Below are 24,033 nucleotides of genomic sequence, written 5' to 3'. Positions count from 1 at the left end.
TTGGTTTATGCACAGATAGCGGTGAGGGCTCAGTGTCCACCCGTCCCCGGGAGGCGGAATCGGGGACCTTCGGAGGCGGCCCATCGCCGGACATGTTCCAAGCAGAAACCGCCCCCCATCAGCGATGATGCTACATCATCCGGAAATTAACCACGCCCGGGCATTTTCCAGGCGATCCAGAAGAAGAGATGTGCATCACTTCTCGGCATCCGGCGTCGCCACGCCACGGATTGGACAGCGAACAGCGTAGTGTCTGCGGACCGGATTCAACCTGCGAAAGAGACCCGACGTCCGCCACTATCGAGACGTCCGGATAACCGATCCGGCGAACCAGATGAAGTACCCCGCAACGATGACGAGCACTGCTCCTGCCAGGACTGGCATCCCCCAGAAAGCCACCACTGGTTCCGACAACGCATCACCGGCCGCCCCGCGACATTCATGACGAGGTCACTGCGCCCCTGCGCCCGGACCCGCGTATCAGCGGCGACGACGTCGACGAGCAGCGCGGATGAGCCGATGAGGGCGGCAGACCAACCGAGTCCCAGCAACGTGAGGGCCACGACGACGGCTGCTGCCGCCCCATCGCCGACCACCAGAATCCCACAACACACGAGAATCATGCCGTAGCCCACCGCGATGGTCCGCAAGCGGCCGATGCGATCAGCGGCAAGACCGAACACAGGGGCCAGTGCGTACATACCGGCGACGTGGAGACTGATGGTGACTCCAATCAGGGTGAGCGTCACGCCGTGCCGGTGCACGTGTACGGCGGTGATCGACATGATAGCCACCATCACGAAGTGAACCACCGCGATCGTGAAGACGACTCCGACCGGCCCGGGCCACGATCTGCTCGGTGCGGTCGCGGCACCCGGTGGTTCCTCACCTCCGGCACGCCGTACACAGGCCGGATCCGGACGCAGCGCAGCCTGCAATACGGCCACGGCCAACAGTTGTGCAGTGATGGTGATGAGGTAGGCCCCGGAGTGCGGAGCCACGCCCAGCCAGGCTCCCAGAACCTCACTGGTTTCGAAGAGCTTCGGACCTGCCACGGCACCGATGGTCGTGACCCATACAACCAAGGAGAGGTCCCGTCCCCGGGTGGATGCGGAAACGGACACATCCGTCGCGGCAAATCGGCTCTGTAAATTGACAGCGGATGCGGCACCCAGGAGGACGAAGCCTGCGATCAGCAAGGGCAACGAGGAGATCTGGGCTGCGCCCATCGCACAGCCCGCACACGTCGCGCCAAGGAGAAGTCCGACGCTCAGCGATGTACGCCGCCCACGGGACACCACGAGCCATCCCAGCGGAACAGCGAACCCGGCGGCCCCGAGAGTAGTGCAGGTCGCGGCTATCCCGCCCACGCCGTCCCGGCCTTGTCCGCAGCAAGCAGGCTCCCCATCGAATAGGCGATCCCGTTCGCGAGTCCGGCCATGACCTGGGCCCCATCAGTGCCCCGAGGACCCTGCGCCGGTACCGGGGACTGATGTCGATCATCGATTCTCCACGCACGATAACCAGGTTCTCACACTGCTGCGTCCCGATGCACCGCCCCACCCCGGCGCCGATCCCACGCATGCAGTAAAACATGCGAAGACCCCCACAGCGACGTAACTGTCGACTGTGAGGGTCTTTTCTGCTCGTACCCCGTACGGGATTTGAACCCGTGCTACCGCCGTGAGAGGGCGGCGTCCTAGGCCGCTAGACGAACGGGGCATAAAGGACGCGGATTGTATCCGCTGCTGGCCTACCAGGACTCGAACCTAGAACGACGGTACCAGAAACCGCTGTGTTGCCAATTACACCATAGGCCATCGTTTCACGCGCAGATCAGGCGATTCTCACCGCTTCGCCGCGCTGTGCAACGAAGAACACTATAACCTCATTGCCCGATCACGGACAAATCAGCAGGTGGACCAACACTCAAGGCGGTGACGCACCTGCTGATCATCGTTGGACTCACTGTGCGGACGGAGCCACCGGGGTGATCTCACGAGCCGCGCGTAGCCGCGCCAGGGTCGAGTCCTTGCCGAGAAGCTCCATCGACTCGAACAGCGGCGGGGAGACCTGACGCCCAGACACCGCGACACGAAGCGGGGTGAACGCTTTGCGTGGCTTAAGCTCGAGCTCTTCGATCAGGGCCTTTTGCAGTGCCTCCTCGATGGCCGGGGTCGTCCAATCCTCGACGGCGTCGAGGGCACTGATGGCGGCGTCGAGCGGAGCGACCGCATCATCCTTGAGGTTCTTCCGCGCGGCCTTCTCGTCCAGCTCAAGGTCGTCGTCGGAGACGACGAGGAACTCGAGCAGGTCCCAGGCGTCGCCGAGGGTTTTGATGCGGGTCTGCACCTGCTCGGCGGCGAAGGCGAACTTGTCCGCCGGGTAGTCGGCCGGGAATCCCTTGTACTTCTCCAGGTAACTGCGCAGCCGGTCCTGGAAGTCCTCCGGATCGAGCAGCCGGATGTGGTCGGCGTTGATGGCCTCCAGCTTCTTCTGGTCGAATCGGGCCGGGTTGGCGAGGACGTCGGTGACATCGAAGTTGGCGATGAGATCATCAACACCAAAGATGTCCCGGTCCTTGGACAGCGACCATCCGAGCAGAGCGAGGTAGTTGAGCATCCCCTCGGGGATGATGCCAGCATCCCGGTGGTTGAAGAGGTTGGACTGCGGATCGCGCTTGGACAGCTTCTTGTTGCCCTCCCCCATCACGAAGGGTAGATGGCCGAACTCGGGCGTCCGTTCGGCGATACCGATGCGCTCGAGTGCCGCGTAGAGGGCTAGCTGGCGCGGCGTGGAGGGCAGCAGGTCCTCGCCGCGCAGGACGTGGGTGATCCCCATGAGCGCGTCATCGACGGGGTTGACCAGCGTGTAGAGCGGTGCTCCGTTGGATCGGGCGACGACGAAGTCCGGCTGGGTCGTACCCTTGAACTCAATCTCGCCGCGCACGAGATCGTTCCAGGACCAGTCCTGATCAGGCATCCGCAGCCGCCAGACGGGCTTGCGGCCCTCGGCCTCGAACGCCGCGATCTGCTCCTCGGTGAGGTCCCGGTCGTAGTTGTCGTAGCCGAGCTTCGGGTCGCGGCCCGCTGCGCGGTGACGCTCCTCGACCTCCTCAGCGGTCGAGTACGCCGGGTATATCTCACCGGCCTCCTTCAGCTTCTCCAGGACATCGAGGTAGATGTCCATCCGTCGGCTCTGCCGGTAGGGCTCGTGTGGACCGCCGACGACGACCCCCTCATCCCACCCGAGTCCGAGCCATTCGAGGGAGTCGATGATCGCTTGGTACGACTCCTCCGAATCGCGGGCGGCATCGGTGTCCTCGATGCGAAAGATCAGCTTCCCACCGGTGTGTCGGGCGTGCGCCCAGTTGAACAGGGCGGTGCGGACCATACCGACGTGCGGGGTTCCGGTGGGCGATGGGCAGAAGCGAACGCGAACATCAGACATGGTTCCCCATGGTAGTCCAGAGGCGTCCGGGCTCCCCGGTAGACTGTCTCTCCATGCCCAACTCCCGTCCGGTGACCGCCCCAGACTTTCTCCTCTCCCGAGCCCACGGCTCGGTGCGCACCCAGGGCAGCCGCGACACCTTCGATGATCCGTGGGATGCCGTCTCCGCGCTCCGCGCCGGCCGCCACGACATGATCGTCGGTGCCCTCCCCTTCGACCCCGAGGCACTGTGCGCGCTGACAGTGCCCGAGTCGATCATCCGTTCGGACTCACCGCTGGAACCGCACGCCCACTACCGTTTCGGTCCGGGCAGTCAGCTGAACGCGCATCTAGCCGGGGTCGATCCAGACGAGAAGACTCATCTCTCTCGTGTCTCCGCCGCCGTCCGCACCATCACCCGCACCCCGCTGCAGAAGGTGGTTCTTGCGCGCGCGGTCGACATCGCTTTCGATCCACCGGTCGATCCGCTTCTGGTAGCGGCGAGACTCATCGACCATTCCGCGAACCGGGACGGGTTCATCGCCGATCTCTCACCGGCCGGCGGCCGATTCACCGGCCGGTTGCTCGTCGGTTCCTCACCGGAGGTACTCGTCCGCAAGCACGGGTCCACGGTGAGCGCCTATCCCCTGGCGGGTTCCGCGGCGCGACTCGCGGACCGGGACCGGGATTGTCTCGTGGGCCAACAACTCCGGACCTCCACTAAAGACCTCGCGGAGCACCGCTTCGTCGTTGATGCGCTCGCCGCGGCGTTGTCTCCCCTGTGTTCTTCGCTTGATGTTCCGATTCACCCGGAACTGACCCGCACGAATGAGATGTGGCACCTAGCGACGCCGATAAGCGGGAGACTGAAAGACAAGCGGACGACGGCACTCGAACTCGCTCTGGCCGTGCATCCGACGCCTGCCGTCTGCGGAACCCCCACTGAAGCAGCTCAAGCTGTGATCAGTGCGGCGGAGTCTGATCGGGGTTTCTACGCCGGGGCCGTCGGATGGTGTGATTCGACGGGAGACGGCGAATACATGGTCGCCATCAGGTGCGCCGAAGTCTCTGCGGATGGGATGACTGCCCGTACCTGGGCCGGCGGTGGAATCATCGGCGACTCCGATCCGCAGGCGGAACTCGAGGAGACCACGGCGAAACTGCGGACTGTGCTCCACGCCCTCGGGATCAGTTGAGCTTCCGACGGGCCCTGAGCACCTGGTCGGGGTTGTTCGCGTGCATGCTACCTCCGGGGACCGTGCCGGATTCCTCGATGGTGAAGCAGCAGTCCGCCAAAAGCTCCGCTATCTCCAACGGACGAATCAGGTCCGACACATTGACGCCCAACCGGGCGGCTTGCTTCGAGGCGTCGGTATGGTGCACCACGATCAGGGAGCCTCCCGGAGCGACGAGCGCGAGCAAATCATCGAGATCCCCGGTCCCCCGCCGCAGCGGCACATAGAAACAGGTCACCAGGTCAAACACCCGTCCGGTCACCGCCCGCAAACCACCGGTGATCACCTCGATGTCCACCCCGGCGGATGCTGCCGCCGCTGCGGCTCTGCGGGTAGCGGTGGCGACGATGTCGACCCCCGTGACCCGCCATCCATTCTCCGCTAACCACACACAGTCCGCACCCTCACCACAGCCCACGTCGAGAGCGGTTCCGGGGTGCAGGCCAGCAGCGAGATGGGTCAAGGCATAGTTCGGACGGCCACTCCAACGCCGGGCACGGCCAACGTAGAGATGTTCCTCACCGGAGGCGGCATTGGGATGATCTGCCATCGTGATCCTCTCAGCTCGTCGCGGGCAGTGCCCGCCGTAGGCGAACAACAGGAATGTACACGGCGGTGGCTACCACGGCGTCGATGACGTTGGCGATGAAACGGCTCAGGGAATCGTCGATGAACCCGGACCAGGTCACCGCAGTGAGCACCAGCATCACGAGGGTGACCAGGACAGGTATCCGCAGACCACGGTGCGGAAAGTGCATCTCCACGCAGATCCCGGAGAACACCGCCGCGACGACCGCCAGCACCAGCAACGCAAGATGTATACCGGAGAACGACGGCGTGCTATCGGGACTGAAGAAAGGCCCGAAGGCTCCCGCGTACCAGAAGATCGGGGCGAGGCTGATCACGAGCACCTGCCAGCTCGACATCTGGAGCCCCGGGAAGAATCGACGTCGGGTATCGGTCATGATTTCAAGATTAATCCGTCAGGACGGCCCCCGCCCACTGGACGGGGCTGAGCGGATGGCGATCAGGCGCGTTCGACGGGGTTGCCGAGTCGACCGATGCCGGGAATTTCGATCTCGATGAAGTCACCCGGCTCCATCGGCGCTGTACCGGCCGGCGAGCCGGTGCAGATCACGTCGCCGGGCAGCAGCGTGATGGACGCGGTGATGAACTCGATGATCTCCCCGATGTTCATGATCATCTGGTTGGAGTTGGAGTCCTGCTTGGTCTCCGTCGAACCGTCACGGGTGAGGTGCGCCTTGATCGGCAGGTTGGTGGTGTCGATGGAGTCGAGGTCCGTCTCCATCCAGGGGCCGAGCGGGCAGAAGGTGTCGATGCCCTTGGCACGGGCCCACTGTCCGTCAGCGAACTGGAGGTCGCGGGAGGACACGTCGTTGACGATGGTGAATCCGCGGATCACGGACTTCCAGTCGGCAGCCTTGATGTTCTTGCAGGGCTTGCCGACGACGAGGGCGAGTTCGCCCTCGAATTCCACGTTGGTGGCGAACTCGGGGATCCGGATGGCCGCGCCCGGCCCGATCACCGCGGTGTTCGGCTTGATGAACAGGGTCGGCGGCAGTGATTCCGCGGACTTCTTGAACACCTCGGCGACGTGGTCGGCGTAGTTGCGGCCGATGGCCACGACCTTCGACGGGAGCGAGGGGGCCAGCAGACGAACCTCCTTCAGGGGCCACTGGCGGCCGGTAAAGGAGGGCTCGGTGAATGGGGTGCCCTCGATCTCACGGCACACCGTTGCATCGCCGTCGCCCTCCACGACCGCGAAGCACAGACCATCAGGGGTGGCAATTCGTCCAAAACGCATGCGGACGATTCTAGCGTCACGGACAACGGGGGGAGACATCGGGGCCGCACCTGTGCTGTCCGCGGTTCCCCGGGCCCGCGACAACGGATCACCGCACCCGTGACATATGACAGTGTCCGTACGGTGCGACGTACCGTTTAGTGGGTGCATGCACGCTACGGATCCGTGCACCCCCAGACTGTCCCCCACCCACCGGAGGCCACCCCCGTGACGACAACAGATGAACGTGTCCGATCGAACGCGATCACCGCCGCGCCGGCACTGCTGACGCTCATACCGGGCGTCGTCTACGGTCCGGAGTATCGCCCGTACACGCTCAGTCCCTGGATCCTCCATCCCTGCGTCATCGCGCTCCTGGTGGCTTACGGCGGGTTGCTCCTCTGGCTGTTCCACCGCGGCGAACGCCGTCTCGCACTCCGCCGGCGGTTGTGGGGCGCGGGAGGACTGGCGGCCATCGCCGGACTGATGCTGCCGCTGAACCCGGATTCGTCGGCGGCGGGATTCTTCCTCGCCGCGCTCTGGCTCGTCTGTTCCTGTCCGTGGCGTGTCTGGTTGCCTGGCTGGGCCCTCTTCGTCATTCTCGAGATCGTCGCCCAGTTTTTGGCCCTAAAGTTGATGGGCGTCGGGATGGGGATTATCTTTCTCTACCCCGGTGCGCCGCTCATCCTCATCATCGGGGCCATCCGCGTGTTCACGGGAAGGCAGCGCCGGGGAAGCCTGGAGATCGCGGGAGCAGTGACCTCCGAACGCTCCAGATTGGCGCTCGACATCCACGACACGGTGGGGCAGACACTGACCGCCGCGGTAGTGAAACTGCAGGTCGCCGGGCAGCTCTTCGATTCCGCGTCCTCGAATGGAGCGAGCGCCGATGACCTCGGCGCTCGCGCCCGCAGGGAGATGGATGAATCGGAGGAACTCGTCCGCCGCGCACTGACGGAGCTGCGGGCGCTCATCAGTGATCTCCACGATTCCGGTCTCGCTCGGGAACTCGATCACGCGGAAGACATCCTCACCGCCGCCGGAATCACCCCGGTGATCCCCCGGCGCGGTTTGGAGCTGGTCCCGGAGTCGTTGAGCCCCGTGATGGGGTGGGTCGTGCGGGAGGCCGTGACCAACGTGGTCCGGCATTCCGGTGCGGATGAATGCCGGATCCGGGTTGAGTCGGACCGGATCATCGTCACGGACGACGGGCGGGGGCCCGGTGCGACGGATGCCCCCGGCACCGGGACAGCGTCGATGACGAAACGTGTCCGGCAGTCCGGTGGGACACTGCGGATCACCGCAACCGAACCAACCGGAACCCGCGTCGAGGCACGGTGGTCATGACCGGGCGGATACGGATCATCATCGCCGACGATCAGGCACTCGTCCGGGGCGCGGTCGCCGCGCTGCTGTCCCTGCAGGCCGACATCGAGGTCGTCGCCGAATGCGCGGACGGCGCCGAAACCGTTGACGCCGCGCGACGTCTGGAACCCCACGTGTGCCTGCTCGACATCGAGATGCCCGGCATGGACGGACTCACCGCGACGCAGGCGATCCGTGCGCTCCCGAACCCGCCGAAGGTACTCATCGTCACCACCTTCGGGCGGATCGGGTACCTGAAGCGGGCTCTCGACGCCGGTGCCTCCGGGTTCACCGTGAAGACGGCACCCGCGGGCGAACTCGCGGAGGCGGTCCGCCGGGTCCACCGGGGGCTCCGGGCGATCGACCCCGTGCTCGCCCGGGAGTCACTTTCCTCCGGAACCAATCCCCTGACCGCACGCGAGTGCGACGTCCTCCGACTGAGCCTGACCGGAGACACCGTCGCGGGAATCGCCGGACATCTGGGGCTCTCCCCCGGTACCGTGCGCAACCACATCAGTCACGCGATGGCGAAAACCCACGCCGTCACCCGGACAGAAGCCGCCGTCACCGCCCGCGAACACGGCTGGATCTAGTTCCGCACCCGATCAACGGGCCATGACATCTGTCACCTCCAGGTGGTGACATTCCGGGGATCCGGAACACCCGGCGCGCGGACGACACTGGGGCCATGAGAAGCACAGACCCCACCACACCAGTCATCTCGGTCTCCGGAGTGACGAGGACCTTCGGATCGTGCGACCGCACGGTCCGGGCCGTCGACGACGTCACCCTGGAGATCAACGCCGGCGAGATCGTCGCCCTGCTCGGCCCCAACGGCGCGGGCAAGACGACCCTCATCGACATGATCTGCGGGTTCTCCACACCCGGGGGCGGGTCCATCCGGGTGTTCGGACAGCAGCCGTCCGCGGTCACCGGCAGCGGGCGGATCGCCTGCGTCCCCCAGTCGGGCGGACTCAATCCCTACCTGACGGTGCAGAGGACCCTGCTGCTCATCGCCGCCGCCCAGGGCGTGGAGACGGGGCGCGTCAACGAGGTCGCCGAACGGGCGGGGATCACCGGGCTGATGAAGCGCCGGGTGAAGAACTGCTCGGGCGGGGAACAGCAGCGCATCAAGTTCGCGGTCTCCCTGATCGCGGATCCCGACCTGATCATCCTCGACGAGCCGACCACGGGCATGGACACTGGTGCCCGGCGCGAGTTCTGGGCAGCGATCTCCCGGGACGCGGACGCCGGGCGGACGATCATCTTCGCCACGCACTACCTCGCCGAGGCGGAGGAACACGCGGAACGCGTCGTGGTGATGGCACACGGGAGGATCATCTCCGACGGGTCGGTGCGCGACCTCCTGGGGGCCAGGGCGCGGACGGTCACGATCACTGGAGCACCACCAGAGGCTGTGTCCCTCGCATGCACCGGTCTCGACGCCCGGGTGGACGGTGACCGCATCACCGTCGCACCCGGCCACTCGGATGAGCTCGCCCGCCGGCTCCTCCGGATCCCGGGCGCCCGGGACCTGATCATCCACCAGCCGTCCCTCGAGCAGGTCTTCCTCGAGCTCACCGCCGAGCCCACGGCCCACCCGACGGCTGCGGGCGTCGACACGCACAGCACACACTGAAAGGCAGCCGACCATGACAACGACCTTCCTCAACCGCCTCCTCCGCTACACACTCACCGACATCTCCATCATGCTCGCCGCGGTATTCCTCCCAGTGGCGGTGTACCTGGGTGTCACCTTCGACACCGGACAGTGGAATACCCCTGCCGGGCCGGTCGCGAACCTGCACTTTATCGTCGCCATGTCCATCGCGCTCTACGGCACGGCGACCGTCGCCGCGAACGAGGGCGCGACGATCACGGCGGAACGGGACACGAACTGGCTGCGGGCCATCGCGCTCACCCGCCTGGGGATGAACCGCTACATTGCGGTGAAGCTACTCATCACGTTGGTGGTGTCCGTCGTGCCGATCCTCGCGATCGCGGCGATCTCCCCACTGCGTGGTGCCGAGGCCCCGGTCAGCATGTGGTTCGCTGTCGGCACCTGCTGCCTCGTCGGCGCCGTGATCTTCGGTCTCTTCGGCCTCATGATGGGACTCTGGTTCTCCGGGTCCACGGTCACCCGCTACATGGGATTGATCATGATGCTCATCGCGTTCATGGGCAACCTCTTCCTGCCGCTCGAGGGCATGCTCCTGGACCTCGCGCGCTTCACCCCGATGTTCGGACCGGGCATGCTCACCCGCTCGGTCATCTGGTACCTGAGTCCCGGCACCGGCGGCGGGGCGGACAACCAATTGTTCCCGCTGTGGCAGCTCATCCTTAACATGGGGGCATGGACGCTCATCTTCGTCGCGCTCGCGTGGCTCGGTCACCGCAGAGGGCTGCGCAGGTGAACTCCACCACCAGTGCTGGCCGGCGGGACCTGATCTCCGTCCCCGCGGCGCTGACCACCGCCCTCTGGCTGGTGTTCCTCGCCCCGGCCATCGCCAAGGCCCTCACCGGGGATCACCCGGTGTGGGTGCGAGTGGCGTCCGTGACCACCATCCTCGTCTTCGGCGCTCTCTACGTCGCCCTGTACGGGTTCCTCCTGACGAAGCGGGCCTCCCCGATGACCCGGCGCCGGTCGCTCATGGGCCTGACCGGTCTGCTCGGGCTCACGGTACTCAACTGGCTCCTCATCGGACACACCGCGGTCGGCATGCTCTACTACCCGGTCGCGTGGGCCGGGATCGCCCTGCCGATCCTGGTGAGTGCACCCCTGATCGGCGGGTCCGTCGTGGTGTTCTTCCTGGCCGGGATGGAGAACCCGGTGCCGATGTCCATCGGGATCATCATCCTCGGCTGGGCGATGATCCTCACCCAGCACTACCGGTACCTCGGACTGCGGGAGGCCGAGACGCAGAACAAGCTCGCGATCCTCACGGAACGGGAGCGCCTCGCCCACGACATGCACGACACCGTCGGGCAGACGCTCACCGCCGTCACCGTCAAACTCCAGCTCGCCGAGCGTCTCGTCGACGCGGCACCGGAGGATGCACGCGACGAGATCGCGGAATCCCGTGAGCTGACCCGGCGGGCGCTGAACGAACTCCGCAGCGTCGTGGCGGGACTGCGGGAGTCGTCGCTGGACTTCGAGCTGTCCAGTGCCGCGGACATTCTCGGGGCCGCGGGCATCCGCGCCGACCTGCCCGCGAACCCGCCGGTCGACGAGGACGTGGAGAAACCGATGGCCTGGGTCGTCCGGGAGGCCACCACGAACGTCGTCCGCCACTCCCGGGCACGGACCTGCCGGGTCACCGTCGCCCCACGCAGGCTCGTGGTCGCCGACGACGGCACCGGGTTCCGGGCCGACCCGGAGCAGAGAGGTAACGGGCTGCGCTCGATGCGGAGCCGCGTCGAATCAACCGGCGGGACATTCACCGTGGATAGCGGGGAGAACTCGGGGACGACAGTGGAGGCGACATGGCCGTGACAGACAGCATCCGCGTCCTCATCGCCGAAGACCAGGCGCTCGTCCGGGGAGCACTCGTGGCCCTGCTCAACCTCGAACGCGACATCAACGTCATCGCCGACTGCGGCGACGGCGCCGCCGCCGTCGATCTCTCCGCCCGACACCGGCCCGACGTGTGCCTGCTCGACATAGAGATGCCCGGGACGGACGGGATCACGGCGACCCGGGAGATCCGCGCGCTGGATGGTGCACCGCGCGTGCTGATACTCACCACCTTCGGGCGCGCCGGGTATCTGCGCCGCGCGATGGACTCCGGGGCCAGCGGCTTCATGGTGAAGGACTCCCCGGCGGAGGAACTCGCCGAAGCGATCCGCCGCATCCACGCCGGGCTTACCGTGATCGACCCCGCTCTCGCCCGGGACTCACTCGCCGCCGGGCACAGCCCGTTGACCGAGCGCGAGGCCGAATTGCTCCGTCTGGCGCTCACCGGGGCGACGGTAGCCGACATAGCGGGGAGCGTGCACCTGACCCAGGGGACGGTACGTAATCACCTGAGTCGCGCGATAGCCAAGACCCACGCTGCCAACCGGATGGAGGCTGCCGTCACCGCGCGGGACCTGGGGTGGATCTAGAGGTGGGGCCTACTAACCGAATATGGGGTAGCTTCAGACCCCCAGTGACAATGGATGTCCCTCTGTATCTAGGTAGTAAACCGGGTTCAGGGCTGCATCGTCTTCATCGTGTCACCCCGGGCGTTCGCCGCGAGGGCCAGATAGAGCTCAGCGCACGCCAGCGCGTCCGTGAGTGCATTGTGGCTCCGGTACAACGGCAACCCGTAGCGCCCACGCACCCGGGGCAGGCGCAGATCTTCACCCCTCGGATAGGTTCCCATGCGTTCCATGTGTCGGCGTTCCACGGTGAAGGTGTCCACGATCGGGACCATCAGGTCGGCACCAAAGTGCCGCCTGCACGCGTACCCGAGGAACCCCTGCTCCATGTGGGCGTAGTGGACGAGCATGACCCGCCCGGCAAGCGCACGCAACAGTTTCGTCACCGCCTCGGCCGGATCCTCGCCCGCGGCGACGGCGTCATCGGTCAGGCCGTGGACGGTGGCGGACTCCCCCACCGAGCCGTCCCCCTCGGTTCCGCGGAGCACGACGTGCCCGGCTCCGGCGAGGTCGATGGACCTGCCGTTGACCGGGACCCAGCCGATGGACAGCAGCCGGTCCTTTCCCGGGGTGAGCCCGGTGGTCTCCACGTCGACGGCGAGCAACGGCAAGGTGTCCAGTTTGTCGGAGGGAACCGGGAAACTGCTCCGGTAAAACTCCGCCAACGGGCCGGTCGCGGCGCGTACCGTGCGGGAGCGCTTGTCCAGACCGAACATCAGATGCTCCTGACCGGGTACTTCGTCGCCAGTGCGTTCTGCATGTTCTTGATGATCTGGAACGCGTCGCGCAGGTGCTCGGAATCGAGCCTGCCCAGCGCCTTCGGGTTGATGTGGTAGTTCGGCTCCTCCCCCCGCCGCACCTGCTCCGCCTGCTGTTTGAGGGCGATTGTGTTGAGGAAGTCGAAGGCGTCGATGAGTTCCTCGGCACCGCCCGTGGACACCGCCCCCTTCCCGGCGGCGAGCTTGAGGCGTGGACGGGTACCCACGGCGTCGATTCCGCTGGCGAGCGCGAACAACCGGGCCATCTGGACGATCGCGGCGGTACCGCCCTTCTTCACGTCGAGGGTGTTCGCGTACTCCCCGGAGCGGTCCACCACCAGGCCACGGAAGAGCCCCAGCGGCGGTTCGCGGCGGGCCGCGAGCGCGCCGAGGTGCGCGTGCATCCGCTGTGCGCCCCTGGCCTGCTGGACGGCGAACGCGTGTACCTCCTCTGCGAGTCTCTCCTCGCCGTGGATCGCGCGGAAATCGAAGAAGGTCTGTGCGTGGAGCAGGGCGTCCGGCTCGGGTGCGGTGATCCAGTTGTGGAACGTGGAGATCCACGTCGAGACCGTCATCCGCCAGTCCGGGTTCATCGCCATCATGTTGCCCGGGCAGAGCACCTGACCAGCTGCGGCCAGGCCCTCGCACACGTAGGTCGCGAGATCTGCGAAGTACCGTCCGTGTTCTGCCTCATCGAAGGAGTCGTCGAGCACCATCGCGTTGTCCTGGTCACTCGCCAGCCCCATGCCGCGGCGCCCCTGCGAGCCGACGACGACGAAGGCGTACGGGACCGGTGGCTCGCCGAACTTCTCCTCGCCGAGCTGCAACAGGCGCCTGGCCAGGCCATCGGCGGCGACGGTGAGCAGCCCGGTGACCTCCTCCGAGCTGGCGCCCCGTTCGATGAACCGGACGGCCACGTCGTGGGCGTTGTCGTAGACCTCCTTCAGCTCCTCCAGGGTGTTGCGCTTGGAGAGATCCGCGGTGAGGTAGATCGGGTCGTGGCGCAGCAGCCGCATGATGTCGGAGGAGCTGACCAGCCCGACGAGGCGACCCGAATCGACGACCGGAAGATGGTGGACGCGTCGTTCGGCCATGCGGAGCATCGCCTCGAAGGCGGGCATGTCGGAGGTCGCCGTCTTCGGTCCCGCCGTCATGATCGCGGTGATCGGTCCGTCCAGGTCCGTTCCCGCGGCGATCCCGCCCCGCATGTCCCGGTCGGTCACGATTCCCGCGAGATCTCCACCGCGGGTGATGAGAAGGGACGAGACGCGGTTGCCCTCCATCGTCCTGGCGGCATCACGGACCGAGACTCCGTCCTCCACCGACACGGGTTCCGTGACCATGAAGTCCCCTACGAGGGTGCTCAGCACATCGGAGGCTGAGTCCTGCCGCAGGGACGAGGCCGCCGCTGCGATCCGGGCGGACTGGCCCGAGTAGTATCGCCGAACCTGGGGATGCTCCTCCGCGAGCTCCACGAACGCGTGACGCGGAAGGACGAGGAGGAGGGTGTCCTCGACGGCGATCATGTCGTACCGGGAGGCCGCGTTGTCACCCACGAGAGTTGAGTACCCGAAGGTCCTGCCTGCACCGCGCCGATCCAGGAGGATGCCGTCTGCATCGGTGATGTCCACGGCACCGGACCGGATCACGTGGAGTGTGTCATTGGTATCCCCCGTCCCGACGATCGTCACCCCACGACGCACATAGCGCATGTCCATCTGTGCGGGCAGGGCGTCCAAGACATCATCCGGCAGTTGCGCGAAGGGATCAGTGGTGGCCAGAAAGTCACGGACCTCATCAAGTTCAACAGACATGCAGCAAGTGTATCTGGTGACCAGGGACACATGCAGACAATTTAGGTGATACACGTCTCCATCTCGGTCATCGCGGGTTCACCGAAAAGCTATCACCGTTCACTGTGGATTCCCGGATGTACCCTAGTTTCACGCCCCTGATTTTTGTACGCTTGCCACAACCGAACTATATGCGTGGACCACAGTGTCACACGCCTGAACTGAGTCGGGTGCTCGTCCCCACTCGACCGTCAACCTGAGGTGATTCGCTTGTCCACCGATCGCGTCCAACCGGGCACCCGCCCCTTCCCCATCAAAGACAACTCCCTTCCCCTAGACACGGTCACCGACGATGTCCTGTGCGATACCGCCTGTACCAACATCCCACGATTCGTCCCCCAGGACGACGGGTGGGCACTCGTCCTGGCCACCACCCAGGGGGCTCCCGGTCGCAGCCTGTTCGCGGATGTCTCCGGAATCACCGACCGGTCGCGCCTCGAGGCCGGCCTGATGCGCCCGCATCCCGAGGTCCCCAAGGTCCGCGCCTGCGTCCTGAAGGTCCCGAAGGGCTGGCGCGGAAGCGTCCGCTACCTGCCGATGGAGGGCGAGAATCCTGTGGCCCCGACCGGTGCCGCACAGCGCGCCTGGTGGAAGGATCTCATTCGGGGTGCGCTCCTCCCCGAGGGCGAAGAGATCAACCACTCGTCTGCACCGGCGACCGTGATCTCCGCACCGGACGCCGCGATGGACCACGCGACGGGCGAGGAGCCCGGCTGGCCCGCACGGACCGTGAACATCGAGGCTGCCGAACCGCGGTGCATGCGGCTCGTGGAGACCGGTGGCACCGGGGTACCGCTGGTTGTGTTCGACGGCCCGTCGTTCCACAACGCCGGAGCAATGGCTGCACTGTCCACCCTCGATGTGATCCCCTCCCACATCGCGTTCATCATCCACGGCCAAGACGTCGAGTCGAGGAATCGCGATCTCCTCCGCAACGACGATTTCACGGCGGCGGTACTCGACACCGTCGCCAGGGAGACCGGCGCGCCGCGGGCCGTCGTCGCGGGTTCCTCCTACGGCGGGCTCGGCGCCCTCTACGCCGCCGCGACCCGACCCGAGCAGGTGGCCGGGGTCATCGCACTATCCACACCGTTCTCCCGCTTCGAGGACTGGGAGTTGCTGCGCAAACTCCCGGACCGGATCCGGGTCATCATCGACGGTGGCGAACTCGAGTGGCTCATGGTGCACGGCTTCGAGCACGCGGAGGATCGTCTGCGCGAACTCGGAGTGAACCACATCGCGAGGAGGTTCGTCGGAGGCCACGACATCGCCTGCTGGAGGCGGCGCATCGCTGAGGACTACAAGCTGATCGTGGGGTAACACGCCGGACACTGCACCGGGCTCCGGGATATCATTTCCGCACATGATGGACACACCGCCCGACCCCACGCTCGCCACCTGCGAGTTCGCATTCCCGGGACCGTTGCGCGATGCACTCATCGCAGCGATTCTCCGCGGCGACAAGACCGCTACCTCCACCCTGCTGCGTGAGCACGAAGCCGAAGGGACCGACCCCCGGGCCCTGGTGGACACGCGTGAGGTCGTGGTCGACAGCGACGACCGGCCGGTGTGCGTCATCGAGACGACGGATGTGGCGATCCGCCCGTTCGGTGACGTGGACGATGAGTTCGCCCGCGCCGAGGGCGAGGGGTACACGACCGCCCGGGAATGGGCGTCCGCACACCGAAAGTTCTGGCACAGCACCGAATACCGCGAAGCAATCGACGATCCCCACTTCACCATCAGCGAGGACACACCAGTGGTGTGCGCCCGTTTCCGCGTGGTGCAGCGGTAGAGAACCTGAACGCGATGTCCACACTGATACAATCCCGCGACTTCACCCCTACACAAAACCCACCACCTAAACTGCTAAGTAGCCTGATACAATTGCCCCAGAAACAAATATCTCCGCCGGAACACTCCCCAAGCAACTCCCCCCCCTGTAGCACTCCAGTAATTAGGAAATCTCGATGAGCAACAACACAGCCAAAAGCATCGAAGAGTGCATTGAAGAAATCATGAGATCAGACGAGGAACACATGAGTGTTTTTGCTTCTGAAGAGGAACTCCAAGAAGGAAAGGCACATATCGAAGAACCAAGCGACTACCGTCTACCTCTCAGCTGGAATCGAAACCCCGGCTCGACAAAGAAAGAAGAGGAGAAGGCTCAAATCCTCTTTATCGGCATGAACCCGTCGTCAGCGACGAAATTTGATTTCCGCAAAAGGGGTGGCGACCCGACGACAGGAATTCTGCGCCAGCTCTTAAATCTCGACAACAACATCTTTCCAGAAATTAGAGAGAATCCGGAGAACCACAGAGCTGCCCAAATAATAGAGAAGGTCGACCGAGCAATACTAATAAATTTATCTCCGATTATCGGTAGTAGATCCGAATTAGAAAACGGCATAGACCGTTGGAAAATAACACCGCCGGGGGCGATTCCGGGGAAAAATCTAATTACCAAATAATTGACATTCTTAAATATTTAACTTTAGCCCTCGAAGGAACGACATACATATTTCCAATTTGGGGAGAGTGTGCAAAAAGAAAAGATTCCAAAAATATTGGAAAACAGAGGTTATTAATCCCGTTGCAGAGTTCCAGGAACCGGAAGATAGCGACTCCGAGACAACAACAAAGACCCCGTTAAACATAGCGGGAGCGCTATATTTCCCCAACGCGAGCAACAGTCATCCATGCCACCCATCTCCAGGAGGTAAGTACAGCTGGGATCGACGACGAATAACCGTAAAATACGCAGATGAAGATGCATGGATCGAACTGTTCAAGCGGAAGATGGGGAAACTCTCCTGACTACAACCTAGATCGTAGTCAGCGGACACAACGCTGGCCCCTCTACCCCCATGACTCAACCAGAACAGCTAACAGTGCGGCCCAGTTAAAACTCTATCCCAGCGCCGCGACGATCCGGTCGCCCACCTCGCTGGTGACGACCCCACCGGTGCCGCGGGAAGCGACGTCCTCCGCGACGGCCTTCTCGATGCGTGCGGCGTTGTCCTCGTCGCCCAGGTGTCGCAGGAGGAGTGCAGCGGAGAGGATCGCGGCCGACGGGTCGGCGATGCCCTTTCCGGCGATGTCCGGCGCGGAACCGTGGACCGGTTCGAACATGGAGGGATTGACGCCCGAGACGTCAATGTTGCCGGAGGCGGCCAGCCCGATCCCGCCTGTGACCGCCCCTGCAAGGTCGGTGAGGATGTCGCCGAAGAGGTTGTCGGTGACGATGACGTCGTAGCGGGAGGGGTCGGTGACCATGTAGATGGTGGCGGCGTCGATGTGGTTGTAGTCGACGGTGACGTCCGGGTATTCGGCGGCGACGGCGTCAACGGTGCGCTGCCACAGCCCGCCGGCGTGGACGAGGACGTTGGTCTTGTGCACGAGAGTCAGGTGCCCGCGGCGGGCACGGGCGCGCTCGAAGGCATCGCGGACGACGCGCTCCGCGCCGAAGCGGGTGTTCTGGCTGACCTCGCTGGCGACCTCGTGCTCGGTTCCCTCGCGGAGGAGGCCGCCGTTGCCAGCATAGAGGCCTTCGGTGCCCTCGCGGACGACGACGAAGTCGATCTCGCCCGGGTCCGCGAGCGGGCTGGCGGATCCCGGGTAGAGCTTCGCGGGCCGCAGGTTCACGTGGTGGTCGAGAGCGAAGCGCATCCTGAGCAGCAGCCCACGCTCGAGGACACCGGGCGGGACCTCACCCGGTGCGCCGACGGCACCGAGGAGAATCGCGTCGTGCTCCCGCAGGCTGGCAAGATCCTCGTCGGTGAGGGTCTCGCCGGTGGCGAGGTAACGGCGCGCACCGAGGTCGAAGTCAGTGGTCTCGATGTCATCGCGTACCGCGCGGAGGACCTTGAGTGCCTCCGCCGTGACCTCCGGGCCGATTCCGTCGCCGCCGATAACCGCCAGTTTCATTTGATGAGACTCCATTCCCACATAGTGAACTCTTGTCGGTGAGTCTAACACTTCCCCACCGGTCCCACAGCCCGCGGAAGGGGCCGGATCAGACCTGCCGGAGCACGGCCTTCAGCTGCGAACCGGCACCGATGACACCGGTCCTGATCACGGCGTCGACCTGTGTGTCGCTGACCCCTGCGGCCACGGGGACACCGACGCGGGACACGAGCCACCAGTCACCCGACTGCTGCACCGCGCACACCGCCGCAGTCGTGGACAGTGCGTTGGCGTGGTTGCAGACGTGCAGGAGCTGTCCGGGATCCGGCTCACCGGTCGCGGGCACGCGGGCCGCGACGCGGACGACGGCCTGCTCAGGATTGGCGAGAATGATGTCGACGGGGGTTCCGTCCATCGACAGACACACGGTGTCCGTCTCCTCGTCGTAGGGAACCTCCTCCACTCCGCGCGCCGCGAACCAGCCGGTGACCCGCTCCCGGGTCAGCGGTGGGAGATCCAGGGACGGTGGCCGGACGGTGGAGCGTCCGGGTGTCTCCGTGGTCTCGGGGGCGGAGTCCGGCAGCGCCTTCGCGATCGCCTCCGCGAGTTCCCCGCCGATGCGCAGCGCGGTGCCGATGAGTCCGGCCACCTGTCCCCTGGTCACCCCGTCGCCGACCGGGAACACCAGGCGGGCGGTGACGTCGAGTGGCGCGGCATCCTCCGCCGAGGTGTTCTCCCCCGGTGAGAGTACCGTCCGCAGCGGTTCCCCACCGGGTGCCGAGAGAAACACATGCGGCGCGCAGGACGCCGAGTTCACCGCGTTCACAGCGACGAGCGCGGTGACGTAGTCGGCCGCTGTGACCCGGCCGTTGTAGCTCAGCAGCGCGGTGATCCGGGGTTCGTCGTTCTCCGCGTCCACGCGCACGGTGAGGGTGACGGGTCCGTGGTCGACGGTGACGTCGGCGCCGGGGGCAGCGGCCCTCGGCTCAAGGCCGATGCTGCGGGCTGCGGACTGGACGAGGGCGGTGTCGGGCAGGGTGAGTTCGTTCATGGAGCGGGGAGGGTCACTTCCTCGGGTCGGTCGGGGCGGCCGGGGTTCGATCCGGGCTGTTTTCTTCCTTGTCCAACCTACGCCACAGGGTCCACGGGTTAGCGGAAGGATTAGCGGCACCGTTTCCCTTTGTGCCGCAACACCGCTAGGGTGGACCTCCTGTGTGCCCGACCGGATAGCGCAACGCGCCCGATCGGGCTTTTTCTTCATCAGCCGCACCTTCCCCGGCTCAACCGCGGGAACGCCATGCACTGGCCCGCCGACCTCGCCACAGCGTGGTGGAGCGTCACGCTGAATTCCCATGATCCACCTGAAAGGCCCCCATGCCGCTTGAGCGCTCCGCCGTGAACGACACCCACGGAGACATCAGTATCCCGGCCTCCTTCCGTGCTGCTTTCTCCTCACCCCGCCGATTGCGCATTGAGGTCCTCGCCGGCCTCGTCGTGGCACTCGCGCTCATCCCGGAGGCGATCAGCTTCTCCATCCTGGCGGGCGTCGACCCCAGGGTCGGGTTGTTCTCCTCCTTCATCATGGCGGTGACCATCGCGTTCGCCGGTGGGCGTCCGGCCATGATCAGTGCGGCGACGGGTGCGGTGGCCCTGGTCATCGCGCCACTGGTCGCGTCCCACGGACTGAATTACCTGATCGCGGCGGTGATTCTCGCCGGTGTCTTCCAGATCCTGCTCGCCGCGACGGGCGTGGCGAAGCTGATGCGCTTCATTCCGCGTTCGGTGATGGTCGGATTCGTCAACGCCCTGGCGATCCTGATCTTCATGGCGCAGATACCACACCTCTACAACGTGCCGTGGGTGGTGTATCCACTGATGGCGGTCGCCATCGCAATCATGGTGTTCCTGCCGCGCGTGACGACGACAGTTCCGGCGCCACTCATCGCAATCATCGTGCTCACCGCGGTGGCGATGCTCGGCGGGTTCAAGCTCCCCGATGTCGCCGACCAGGGCGAGCTGCCTTCCAGCCTGCCGCACTTCCTCATCCCGGATGTCCCGCTGACCCTGGAGACACTGACAGTCATCGCGCCGTTCTCCCTCGCGATGGCGCTCGTCGGCCTGATGGAGTCGCTGATGACGGCGAAGCTCGTCGACGATCTCACCGAGACCCGCTCGGACAAAACCCGCGAGGCCTGGGGTCAGGGCACGGCGAACATCGCCTCCGGCTTCGTCGGCGGCATGGGTGGCTGCGCGATGATCGGCCAGACGATGATCAACGTCAAGGAATCCCGCGCCCGCACCCGCCTGTCCACCCTCCTCGCCGGCATCTTCCTGCTCATCCTGGTGGTCACCCTCGGCGACATCGTCGGACAGATCCCCATGGCCGCACTGGTGGCCATCATGATCATGGTCTCCGTCGGCACCTTCGACTGGCACTCCATCGCACCCCGAACCCTCACCCTCATGCCCTGGTCCGAGACCGCGGTCATGCTCGTCACCGTCGCGGCAACCCTGGCCACCCACAACCTCGCCGTCGGCGTAGTCACCGGCGTGATCATGGCGATGGTCATGTTCGCTCGCCGCGTCGCCCACCTGACCACGGTGGAGAAGATCGCCGACGTCGACACCGACGATGACGGCCGGGTCAACCTCCGCACCTATCGCGTCGTCGGCCAGTTGTTCTTCGCCTCGTCGAACGATCTGGTCTACCAGTTCGACTACGACAACGATCCCGCCCAGGTCGTCATCGACCTCACCGACGCCGAGGTGTGGGACGCCTCGACCGTCGCCACCCTCGACGCCATCACCCGCAAGTACGCGGCGAAGGGCACGGAGGTGCAGATCATCGGCCTCGACGGCGCATCGAAGCGGCGCCTGGACAGGCTCACCGGCGAACTCGTCTGACCCGGTGGCCGTGGGGTTCCACGGCCACCCCTGCGGCGGGCTCACCCTGTTACCCTGTCGGGGACCGGACGCCGTTCCCCCGCGCGTACACGGGGCTGACTTCTTCGAGGAGCCGGATGCGCACCAGCGACGACCTCGCCACCTCCGGGACCACCACCGGCGGATTCTCCATCCGCCGCTGCCTGAACACGGCCGTGGACACCTTCCTCACGAACATATGGGGATGGCTCGGATACGGGATCATCGCGATCTTGTTCCCGCCGCCGACCCTCCGGAATGAGGACTCCGAAGGGGGCAGCGCGAACGCCGAAACAGTCACCGGCGCAGTCATCAACGGTGCGATATCCACTGCGTTGTTCGCGCTCGGGTTCACCTTCATCATCCGGGCTGCACTCCGCGACACAGCAGGAGACAGGGACAACACCGACAGGGAATACGGAAACGCCTTCCCCGTGCTCCTGCTGATTGGCACCGCGTTTCTCACGGTTCAGGCGGCCGCGATCCACGTCGCGGGCCTTTTGGGGCCGGAGTGGGCGCTCATCGACGGGCCGTGGTACTTCCGCCTGCGGCTCACGGCCCTGATCATCGCAGCCGTGAGCGTTCTGCTGCTGCCCTTTGTGCGTTCGCCCCGTTCTGCTACACCGCGGGCGCGACGGTCGGCGGGTCCCTCGCAGGGAGCTTCGCCACGGGCCGGGCGCACTATCTCAGGCTCGTCGCGCTGCTGCTCGTCTGCATCGGGGTCATCATGGCCGGTGCGCTCGCGCTCGGGGTGGGGAGCCTGGTCTCGATCCCGGTGGCAATCCTCACCGTCGCCGCCGCATACCGAACCGTGAACGGAGAAACGGGAGCCACGCGGGACGCCCACGGGTCGGCGAACAAGCGTTAGGCGACACACATCTACCCGGTACAACCCACCATCCGGAATATGTGATCTAACACACAAAACGTGGCCCGTGTGCTGGACAGGCTCACTTCGAGGCGCCTACCACTAGATTCCCACCAAACAACCCGTAAACTTCCGACTACGCCCGACCAAACAAGATGGGGGTGTTCGTCGCCACATTCAATACCCCTCCGCATTACTCGTTACGCCAGTATCTTGGGTGTCATGAACCCTCGGAAGATCGGCGTGACAGAAGTAGCACTGCGCGATGCACACCAGTCCCTGATGGCCACCCGCATGGCCATGGAGGACATGACGGGCATCTGCGAGGACATCGACAAGGCCGGGTACTGGAGCGTTGAGTGCTGGGGCGGGGCGACATTCGACGCCTGCATCCGCTTCCTCAACGAGGACCCCTGGGAGCGACTGCGCACCTTCCGCAAGCTCCTGCCCAACTCGAAACTCCAGATGCTGCTGCGCGGCCAGAACTTGCTCGGCTATCGCCACTACGAGGACATGGTGGTGGACAAGTTCGTGGAACTGTCCGCAGAGAACGGCATGGACATCTTCCGCGTGTTCGACGCCCTCAACGACCCCCGGAACCTCGAGCACGCCATGGCCGCGGTGAAGAACGTCGGCAAGCACGCCCAGGGCACGATCTGCTACACCGTCTCCCCGCTGCACACCGTGGAGGGCTACGTCGAACAGGCCGGACGCCTTCTCGACATGGGTGCGGACTCCATCGCGCTGAAGGACATGGCCGCGCTGCTCAAGCCGCAGCCCGCCTACGACATCATCCGCGGCATCAAGGACACCTACGGCGAGGACACGCAGATCAACGTCCACTGCCACTCCACCACCGGCGTTACCCTGGTCACCCTGATGAAGGCCATCGAGGCCGGCGCCGACGTCGTCGACACCGCCATCTCGTCGATGTCCCTCGGCCCGGGCCACAACCCCACCGAGTCCCTCGTCGAGATGCTCGAGGGCACCGGGTACACCACAGACCTGGACATGGAGCGGCTCATCACCATCCGCGACCACTTCAAGAAAGTTCGCCCCAAGTACGCCGAGTTCGAGTCGAAGACGCTGGTAGACACCAACATCTTCCTCTCCCAGATCCCCGGCGGCATGCTGTCCAACATGGAGTCCCAGCTCCGGGCGCAGGGCGCAGGCGACCGCATCGACGAGGTCATGAGGGAGGTCCCCGTGGTCCGCAAGGACGCCGGATACCCGCCGCTGGTGACCCCGAGCTCCCAGATCGTCGGCACGCAGGCCGTGTTCAACGTGCTCATGGGCCGGTACAAGGTACTGACAGCCGAGTTCGCTGACCTCATGCTCGGCTACTACGGCGAGTGCATCGGTGAGCGCAACCCGGAGCTCATCGAGCAGGCCAAGGGCCAGACCAAGAAGGAACCCATCACCTGCCGCCCGGCGGATCTGCTCGACCCCGAGTGGGATGAACTCGTCGCACAAGCCGCAGCTCTCGAGGGAACCGATGGCTCCGACGAGGACGTACTGACCAACGCCCTATTCCCCGGCGTCGCCCCCGGTTTCTTCACCACCCGAAACGAGGGCCCGAAGTCCGTCGGCAAGACCGCCGAACAACTCGCGGAAGAGAAACGCGAGGCGGGCAAACACACAGCCCCGATCCGCGAACCCATCACCTACCGCGTCAGTCTCGGCGGCCGCAGCCAGACCGTCCGTGTCGAACCCGCCTAGATCCATCCAGCCACCCCACGAAGGAACGGTCCCC

At 65.2% G+C, this 24,033-nt stretch carries 23 protein-coding genes and 2 tRNA genes; 13 read left to right on the top strand and 12 right to left on the bottom strand.

Annotated features, from left to right (window positions below; translation table 11 throughout):
- Positions 1 to 266: 266 nt before the first annotated feature.
- From JDV76_RS04790 to gltX, 4 genes are all read right to left on the bottom strand, one after another.
- Complete coding sequence (locus tag JDV76_RS04790) at positions 267 to 1,370, bottom strand: MFS transporter (RefSeq protein ID WP_248140895.1); 1,104 nt, start codon at positions 1,368 to 1,370, stop codon at positions 267 to 269.
- A gap of 279 nt (positions 1,371 to 1,649) precedes the next feature.
- Positions 1,650 to 1,722, bottom strand: a tRNA-Glu gene (locus JDV76_RS04785).
- 26 nt (positions 1,723 to 1,748) lie between these two features.
- A tRNA-Gln gene (locus tag JDV76_RS04780) sits at positions 1,749 to 1,820 on the bottom strand.
- A gap of 145 nt (positions 1,821 to 1,965) precedes the next feature.
- Positions 1,966 to 3,450 carry a glutamate--tRNA ligase gene (gltX, locus tag JDV76_RS04775; RefSeq protein WP_198735723.1) on the bottom strand — a complete coding sequence of 495 codons (1,485 nt, stop codon included), beginning with the start codon at positions 3,448 to 3,450 and terminating at the stop codon, positions 1,966 to 1,968.
- A 53-nt stretch (positions 3,451 to 3,503) separates the two neighbouring features.
- Between gltX and JDV76_RS04770 the strand changes: the two genes are divergently transcribed.
- Positions 3,504 to 4,625 (top strand): isochorismate synthase, encoded by a 1,122-nt coding sequence (locus JDV76_RS04770; protein ID WP_198735722.1) that lies wholly within the window; start codon positions 3,504 to 3,506, stop codon positions 4,623 to 4,625.
- Here JDV76_RS04770 and JDV76_RS04765 read toward each other — a convergent pair.
- The 3 genes from JDV76_RS04765 to JDV76_RS04755 all read right to left on the bottom strand — a co-directional run bounded on the left by JDV76_RS04765 (position 4,618) and on the right by JDV76_RS04755 (position 6,489).
- Positions 4,618 to 5,214, bottom strand: coding sequence for a class I SAM-dependent methyltransferase (locus JDV76_RS04765; RefSeq protein WP_198735721.1), 597 nt, complete (start codon positions 5,212 to 5,214; stop codon positions 4,618 to 4,620). The genes JDV76_RS04770 and JDV76_RS04765 overlap by 8 nt on opposite strands.
- A 10-nt stretch (positions 5,215 to 5,224) precedes the next feature.
- Positions 5,225 to 5,629 (bottom strand): hypothetical protein, encoded by a 405-nt coding sequence (locus JDV76_RS04760; RefSeq protein ID WP_198735720.1) that lies wholly within the window; start codon positions 5,627 to 5,629, stop codon positions 5,225 to 5,227.
- Between the two features lie 62 nt (positions 5,630 to 5,691).
- Positions 5,692 to 6,489 (bottom strand): fumarylacetoacetate hydrolase family protein, encoded by a 798-nt coding sequence (locus tag JDV76_RS04755; RefSeq protein WP_198735719.1) that lies wholly within the window; start codon positions 6,487 to 6,489, stop codon positions 5,692 to 5,694.
- A 207-nt stretch (positions 6,490 to 6,696) separates the two neighbouring features.
- Here JDV76_RS04755 and JDV76_RS12885 point away from each other — a divergent pair, with 207 nt between their 5' ends.
- The 6 genes from JDV76_RS12885 to JDV76_RS04725 all read left to right on the top strand — a co-directional run bounded on the left by JDV76_RS12885 (position 6,697) and on the right by JDV76_RS04725 (position 11,937).
- On the top strand, positions 6,697 to 7,815 hold the full coding sequence (locus JDV76_RS12885; protein ID WP_198735718.1) for a histidine kinase: 1,119 nt from the start codon (positions 6,697 to 6,699) through the stop codon (positions 7,813 to 7,815).
- On the top strand, positions 7,812 to 8,426 hold the full coding sequence (locus JDV76_RS04745) for a response regulator transcription factor (protein WP_198735717.1): 615 nt from the start codon (positions 7,812 to 7,814) through the stop codon (positions 8,424 to 8,426). Before JDV76_RS12885 ends, JDV76_RS04745 begins: the two co-directional genes overlap by 4 nt.
- Before the next feature lie 95 nt (positions 8,427 to 8,521).
- On the top strand, positions 8,522 to 9,472 hold the full coding sequence (locus tag JDV76_RS04740) for an ABC transporter ATP-binding protein (RefSeq protein ID WP_198735716.1): 951 nt from the start codon (positions 8,522 to 8,524) through the stop codon (positions 9,470 to 9,472).
- Positions 9,473 to 9,485: 13 nt separating this feature from the next.
- The gene (locus JDV76_RS04735; RefSeq protein WP_198735715.1) at positions 9,486 to 10,247 is read left to right on the top strand and encodes an ABC transporter permease; all 762 of its coding nucleotides are present in this window, start codon (positions 9,486 to 9,488) and stop codon (positions 10,245 to 10,247) included.
- Positions 10,244 to 11,326 (top strand): sensor histidine kinase, encoded by a 1,083-nt coding sequence (locus JDV76_RS12880; RefSeq protein ID WP_198735714.1) that lies wholly within the window; start codon positions 10,244 to 10,246, stop codon positions 11,324 to 11,326. The genes JDV76_RS04735 and JDV76_RS12880 overlap by 4 nt, the downstream gene beginning before the upstream one ends.
- The gene (locus JDV76_RS04725; protein ID WP_198735713.1) at positions 11,317 to 11,937 is read left to right on the top strand and encodes a response regulator transcription factor; all 621 of its coding nucleotides are present in this window, start codon (positions 11,317 to 11,319) and stop codon (positions 11,935 to 11,937) included. Before JDV76_RS12880 ends, JDV76_RS04725 begins: the two co-directional genes overlap by 10 nt.
- Before the next feature lie 86 nt (positions 11,938 to 12,023).
- Here JDV76_RS04725 and JDV76_RS04720 read toward each other — a convergent pair whose 3' ends face one another.
- Both JDV76_RS04720 and JDV76_RS04715 read right to left on the bottom strand, forming a co-directional pair.
- Positions 12,024 to 12,689, bottom strand: coding sequence for an exonuclease domain-containing protein (locus JDV76_RS04720; RefSeq protein ID WP_198735712.1), 666 nt, complete (start codon positions 12,687 to 12,689; stop codon positions 12,024 to 12,026).
- Entirely contained in the window at positions 12,689 to 14,545 is a 1,857-nt protein-coding gene (locus JDV76_RS04715; protein WP_198735711.1) for a putative nucleotidyltransferase substrate binding domain-containing protein, read from the bottom strand. The genes JDV76_RS04720 and JDV76_RS04715 overlap by 1 nt, the downstream gene beginning before the upstream one ends.
- A 249-nt stretch (positions 14,546 to 14,794) precedes the next feature.
- On the opposite strand from JDV76_RS04715, the gene JDV76_RS04710 reads away from it, so the two are divergent.
- From JDV76_RS04710 to JDV76_RS04700, 3 genes are all read left to right on the top strand, one after another.
- The gene (locus tag JDV76_RS04710) at positions 14,795 to 15,904 is read left to right on the top strand and encodes an alpha/beta fold hydrolase (protein ID WP_198735710.1); all 1,110 of its coding nucleotides are present in this window, start codon (positions 14,795 to 14,797) and stop codon (positions 15,902 to 15,904) included.
- 43 nt (positions 15,905 to 15,947) lie between these two features.
- Complete coding sequence (locus JDV76_RS04705) at positions 15,948 to 16,379, top strand: ASCH domain-containing protein (RefSeq protein WP_232958830.1); 432 nt, start codon at positions 15,948 to 15,950, stop codon at positions 16,377 to 16,379.
- 175 nt (positions 16,380 to 16,554) lie between these two features.
- Positions 16,555 to 17,055, top strand: coding sequence for a DUF1643 domain-containing protein (locus JDV76_RS04700; protein WP_198735709.1), 501 nt, complete (start codon positions 16,555 to 16,557; stop codon positions 17,053 to 17,055).
- A gap of 439 nt (positions 17,056 to 17,494) precedes the next feature.
- Here JDV76_RS04700 and JDV76_RS04695 read toward each other — a convergent pair whose 3' ends face one another.
- The gene (locus JDV76_RS04695; RefSeq protein ID WP_198735708.1) at positions 17,495 to 18,511 is read right to left on the bottom strand and encodes a 3-isopropylmalate dehydrogenase; all 1,017 of its coding nucleotides are present in this window, start codon (positions 18,509 to 18,511) and stop codon (positions 17,495 to 17,497) included.
- A gap of 88 nt (positions 18,512 to 18,599) precedes the next feature.
- Positions 18,600 to 19,541 carry a type III secretion system chaperone family protein gene (locus tag JDV76_RS04690; RefSeq protein ID WP_198735707.1) on the bottom strand — a complete coding sequence of 314 codons (942 nt, stop codon included), beginning with the start codon at positions 19,539 to 19,541 and terminating at the stop codon, positions 18,600 to 18,602.
- Between the two features lie 323 nt (positions 19,542 to 19,864).
- Between JDV76_RS04690 and JDV76_RS04685 the strand changes: the two genes are divergently transcribed.
- On the top strand, positions 19,865 to 21,394 hold the full coding sequence (locus tag JDV76_RS04685) for a SulP family inorganic anion transporter (RefSeq protein WP_198735706.1): 1,530 nt from the start codon (positions 19,865 to 19,867) through the stop codon (positions 21,392 to 21,394).
- A 49-nt stretch (positions 21,395 to 21,443) separates the two neighbouring features.
- Here JDV76_RS04685 and JDV76_RS04680 read toward each other — a convergent pair whose 3' ends face one another.
- Positions 21,444 to 21,776: a hypothetical protein gene (locus JDV76_RS04680; protein WP_198735705.1), complete on the bottom strand. Its 333-nt coding sequence runs from the start codon at positions 21,774 to 21,776 to the stop codon at positions 21,444 to 21,446.
- Positions 21,777 to 21,944: 168 nt separating this feature from the next.
- Between JDV76_RS04680 and JDV76_RS04675 the strand changes: the two genes are divergently transcribed.
- Both JDV76_RS04675 and JDV76_RS04670 read left to right on the top strand, forming a co-directional pair.
- Positions 21,945 to 22,280 (top strand): hypothetical protein, encoded by a 336-nt coding sequence (locus tag JDV76_RS04675; RefSeq protein WP_198735704.1) that lies wholly within the window; start codon positions 21,945 to 21,947, stop codon positions 22,278 to 22,280.
- Between the two features lie 222 nt (positions 22,281 to 22,502).
- A complete protein-coding gene (locus JDV76_RS04670) occupies positions 22,503 to 23,999 on the top strand; it encodes a methylmalonyl-CoA carboxytransferase subunit 5S (protein ID WP_198735703.1) in 1,497 nt (498 codons plus the stop codon).
- Positions 24,000 to 24,033 lie beyond the last annotated feature (34 nt).

The sequence above is a fragment of the Corynebacterium marambiense genome (assembly GCF_016342275.1).
GTDB classification, from domain to species: Bacteria; Actinomycetota; Actinomycetes; order Mycobacteriales; family Mycobacteriaceae; genus Corynebacterium; species Corynebacterium marambiense.
Note: the sequence above shows the minus strand (reverse complement) of the source record. Positions and strands in the feature narration are given on the sequence as shown.

Bases quoted from the DNA above. Each gene is read 5' to 3' on its own strand.
- JDV76_RS04685 (WP_198735706.1), top strand. From the start codon at position 19,865: ATGCCGCTTGAGCGCTCCGCCGTGAACGACACCCACGGAGACATCAGT.
- JDV76_RS04700 (WP_198735709.1), top strand. From the start codon at position 16,555: ATGAGCAACAACACAGCCAAAAGCATCGAAGAGTGCATTGAAGAAATC.
- JDV76_RS04735 (WP_198735715.1), top strand. From the start codon at position 9,486: ATGACAACGACCTTCCTCAACCGCCTCCTCCGCTACACACTCACCGAC.
- JDV76_RS04720 (WP_198735712.1), bottom strand. From the start codon at position 12,689: ATGTTCGGTCTGGACAAGCGCTCCCGCACGGTACGCGCCGCGACCGGC.
- gltX (WP_198735723.1), bottom strand. From the start codon at position 3,450: ATGTCTGATGTTCGCGTTCGCTTCTGCCCATCGCCCACCGGAACCCCG.
- JDV76_RS04695 (WP_198735708.1), bottom strand. From the start codon at position 18,511: ATGAAACTGGCGGTTATCGGCGGCGACGGAATCGGCCCGGAGGTCACG.
- JDV76_RS04725 (WP_198735713.1), top strand. From the start codon at position 11,317: ATGGCCGTGACAGACAGCATCCGCGTCCTCATCGCCGAAGACCAGGCG.
- JDV76_RS04670 (WP_198735703.1), top strand. From the start codon at position 22,503: ATGAACCCTCGGAAGATCGGCGTGACAGAAGTAGCACTGCGCGATGCA.
- JDV76_RS04745 (WP_198735717.1), top strand. From the start codon at position 7,812: ATGACCGGGCGGATACGGATCATCATCGCCGACGATCAGGCACTCGTC.
- JDV76_RS04770 (WP_198735722.1), top strand. From the start codon at position 3,504: ATGCCCAACTCCCGTCCGGTGACCGCCCCAGACTTTCTCCTCTCCCGA.
- JDV76_RS04690 (WP_198735707.1), bottom strand. From the start codon at position 19,541: ATGAACGAACTCACCCTGCCCGACACCGCCCTCGTCCAGTCCGCAGCC.
- JDV76_RS04755 (WP_198735719.1), bottom strand. From the start codon at position 6,489: ATGCGTTTTGGACGAATTGCCACCCCTGATGGTCTGTGCTTCGCGGTC.
- JDV76_RS04715 (WP_198735711.1), bottom strand. From the start codon at position 14,545: ATGTCTGTTGAACTTGATGAGGTCCGTGACTTTCTGGCCACCACTGAT.
- JDV76_RS04765 (WP_198735721.1), bottom strand. From the start codon at position 5,214: ATGGCAGATCATCCCAATGCCGCCTCCGGTGAGGAACATCTCTACGTT.
- JDV76_RS04705 (WP_232958830.1), top strand. From the start codon at position 15,948: ATGATGGACACACCGCCCGACCCCACGCTCGCCACCTGCGAGTTCGCA.
- JDV76_RS04740 (WP_198735716.1), top strand. From the start codon at position 8,522: ATGAGAAGCACAGACCCCACCACACCAGTCATCTCGGTCTCCGGAGTG.
- JDV76_RS04760 (WP_198735720.1), bottom strand. From the start codon at position 5,629: ATGACCGATACCCGACGTCGATTCTTCCCGGGGCTCCAGATGTCGAGC.
- JDV76_RS04680 (WP_198735705.1), bottom strand. From the start codon at position 21,776: ATGATGAAGGTGAACCCGAGCGCGAACAACGCAGTGGATATCGCACCG.